This window comes from Pseudoalteromonas sp. SG43-7 (genome assembly GCF_014164295.1).
Classification (GTDB): Bacteria; Pseudomonadota; Gammaproteobacteria; order Enterobacterales; family Alteromonadaceae; genus Pseudoalteromonas; species Pseudoalteromonas rhizosphaerae.
The window spans coordinates 1-3,508 of record NZ_JACJEY010000117.1 but is presented as its reverse complement, the minus strand read 5'-3'; the positions used below and the strand labels follow the sequence as shown (position 1 = coordinate 3,508).

Here is a 3,508-nt window from a genome sequence, read left to right as displayed (position 1 = left end):
ACCGACGACATTACTTGCTTCATCCTATGTATTAACTCGCTCTAATTCGAGCTGAAGTAATTATGGCTTAAAAAGTTAGGCAAGGATCAGTGTGTTTAACTTGACAGTGGGAGTCATACCAACGCTTTGCCAATGGGCAAATGCGAACGTTGTTGGGCGAAGCCCAGTGAGTATTTGTCCCAGCCGCGTTGTTTGCGGCGATTTTGGGCAACTTGTTAAGCCTCATTTTCTAACAAGTTCCTTAATGCTTTTTACAACCAAATCACGGTCTGCGATGTGCAGATGATGCTTTTCTGATTCCGAATAGATAATTCGGCTATTTGTAGATAAACTTTTAAAGTAACTCTCTGCATTTGCATATAGGGAGTCCATTGACTTCGCGATTTCCTCGGGAACAAAAGGAGGGTCATAACGCTCTTCGGTCTGTTTTGAACGTAAAATTATAATTGGCTTATCACCGAATTTAGCTGCTTCAGATAGAATTTTGTAGCTTTTCATATGATCTACGTTTTCAGGAACTCTTTCAAACATTGGATCATGAACACTTTGCTCAAAATTATAAAAACGCTCCAATTTTTCATTGTTTGTTTTAAAGTTTTCAGGCCACCTTGTACCCATAGTGTAAAAGTAGCCTAAAGGAGGTGGATCAATCAGCACAGCCCCCATAACCTCTTGTGGATATAGGTTATTGAATGCCGTAATGATATAAGATGCATATGAGCCACCAGTAAAGTAATACGGCATTTTAACACCGGCTACTTGAAGCAGTTTTTTTAGCCTTTTAGCCATATCATCGACGGTGAAAGGCACGGGACCTTTTTCACTTTTTCCAAGACCTGATCGATCATATAAACAAATACTGAAATCATTTTTCAATTGTTTAATATTCTCCAACCAAACCCCATCAGAACCAGAACGACCGAAGCCTTGCTCAACTATTAATTGAGGCTTGTCATTTTCGTAGCACTCAAGATACAACTTAAACCCACCAACATCATATAGTCCTGACGTTGTTGGTTGTAACTCTTGCTCTGTACCTGGTGCACCAAAGCTAATAAAAATTGAGAATAACCATATAATTGATTTCATTTAGACTCCATTCCCTCGATGAGGCATAACTTCGGCATGACACGATTGTGTACGCCCGACATGGGCATTGACTTATGAGGTGAAAGTCCTCTGTAGGAAGATCACCGTTTAAATAACACGCTATTATTAAACGATAGACACTCGCGAATGGCAAGGGCTAAATCGCGAGAGATAGTCTGGAGGAAGCAGCTAGCATTCTTTATGATAAATAAATGTGAGCTGATGAGAAAAAACATCATATGAGGCGTAGGCTGGAGACGAGCTAGCACAAGATAGCGAAGTCATGCGATCTAACGGCCACCGTAAATGATGCAGTTGTGCAGAGAAAGTCGATGCACCTGTTCTTTATAGGTAAAAAAGGGGGAGATCTGATAAACACGCATTCGCGCTAACGCTTGGAGGAGGGTCAGTGAACGACTCGCCATAGCCTGTGGAATTACCAGTACCAAAAGCAGGCGCTTGGAAGCGAAGGCCCTTGTCGAAGCTCAAAACAAAAGGAATTAACATTGCGCTAGGTAATGACTATTTAGCGTCACAAGGTTTAGTGTCATTGAGAGATATTTGGATCAATATTGATAACGGGAGATGAACCGCCCATAGAAGGATGCTAAGAAGACACCCATCTTATGATTTGCAATGTATCAGTTACGTACTAATTTTATTATTAGGAAGGATGCTAAGAAGACACCCATCTTATGATTTGCAATGTATCAGTTACGTACTAATTTTATTATTAGCACAATAAATGAGCAGGTTGTCACATGGCTATTGCGAGAAAGCGTCAGATAAGTTTGGCTGATACAAAGTACTATCATTGTATTTCTAGGTGCGTACGTCGAGCCTATCTATGTGGCGAAGATCGTTTTACTGGCCAATCATATGAGCATCGCAGGTGTTGGGTTGAAGAGAAGCTATTGGCTCTTTCTAACGTGTTTTGTATTGATGTTTGCGCATATGCAGTGATGAGTAATCATACGCATTTAGTGTTGTATGCTGATGATAAAAAAGCGAAACGACTGAACGATAAAGCCATTATTATCCGTTGGCATAAATTATGTAAAGGCACCATGCTGACAAATAAATATGTTCAAGGGGGCAAGCTAACGAAAGCAGAATGCTTCTTTTTAAATGAGACCGTCGATGAGTACCGTGAGCGTTTATCAAGTATTAGCTGGTTTATGCGATTATTAAATGAAGATATAGCTCGCAGGGCGAATAAAGAAGATGGATGTACAGGGCGATTTTGGGAAGGCCGTTTCAAATCACAAGCACTGTTAGATGAAGCCGCATTGGCTGCATGTATGGCGTATGTTGATTTAAACCCAATCAGAGCGAAGATAGCTCACACACCAGAAACATCGGATTACACGAGCGTACAAAAACGGATTGAAAGTGCAACCGACGGTAAACAACCAATACAGTTACTACGCTTTGCCGGTATGCCAAGGCAGCACATGGCAAAGGGCTTACCATTTGAGTTAAAATCTTATTTAGAACTTGTAGAGTTAACAGGTCGTTGTATACGAGAAGATAAGCGCGGTTATATAGATAATACTCATTCACGGTTATTGGAGCGGGTAAATATCTCAGCAGATAATTGGTTAAAACTCACGAGCCACTTTACACGGGTGTTTCATGGCGCAGTCGGGAGGCCAACATCGCAGGAAGGATACTGTGAACATTTAAATAGAAAGCGGCGAGCAAACGTGAGAAATTGTGAAAAGCTATTAGCATAAAATAGAGCGATGTAGTAAACCATCTAAAGCAATTCAAAAACTGCGAATTTGCAGCCTTTCTATGTCTAAAATTCAGTATTCAACGGACATTAGTCACGTTATTTATTACAAACAACATTTCCTCGAAGAGTAATTGCGGGCAGGCAGTTTTTTGCACGGTTAAGTTTGATGACTTCAGCATTTATTTATAATGGGTGTCAATTTTGTTTTTCGTGAACATTTAAATAGAAAGCGGCGAGCAAACGTGAGAAATTGTGAAAAGCTATTAGCATAAAATAGAGCGATGTAGTAAACCATCTAAAGCAATTCAAAAACTGCGAATTTGCAGCCTTTCTATGTCTAAAATTCAGTATTCAACGGACATTAGTCACGTTATTTATTACAAACAACATTTCCTCGAAGAGTAATTGCGGGCAGGCAGTTTTTTGCACGGTTAAGTTTGATGACTTCAGCATTTATTTATAATGGGTGTCAATTTTGTTTTACGAACCCACTTACCCATTCTCTTGCTGCGCTTATATCTTCAAATGGCTTTTCTGGGTAGTCTGAGCGATATTTTAACGTTTTAAATAATGACTCCGAATAGGGATTATCATTACTCACTGACGGGCGACTAAACGACGGTACAATGCCTAATTCTTGCAAGGTAGCCAATAATGTAGCGCCTTTCATTGGGCTGCCAT

Annotated in this window: 2 protein-coding genes and 1 pseudogene; 1 reads left to right on the top strand and 2 read right to left on the bottom strand. The window is 40.1% G+C overall.

Features of this window, described 5'->3' with window-relative positions:
- Positions 1-222: 222 nt before the first annotated feature.
- Positions 223-1,089 carry an alpha/beta fold hydrolase gene (locus tag H5200_RS22900; protein WP_182719627.1) on the bottom strand — a complete coding sequence of 289 codons (867 nt, stop codon included), beginning with the start codon at positions 1,087-1,089 and terminating at the stop codon, positions 223-225.
- A gap of 761 nt (positions 1,090-1,850) precedes the next feature.
- On the opposite strand from H5200_RS22900, the gene H5200_RS22895 reads away from it, so the two are divergent.
- The gene (locus H5200_RS22895) at positions 1,851-2,825 is read left to right on the top strand and encodes a transposase (protein ID WP_182740826.1); all 975 of its coding nucleotides are present in this window, start codon (positions 1,851-1,853) and stop codon (positions 2,823-2,825) included.
- A gap of 483 nt (positions 2,826-3,308) precedes the next feature.
- Here the strand turns inward: H5200_RS22895 and H5200_RS22890 are convergent.
- Positions 3,309-3,508: pseudogene (locus H5200_RS22890) on the bottom strand (IS3 family transposase); the annotation flags it as partial.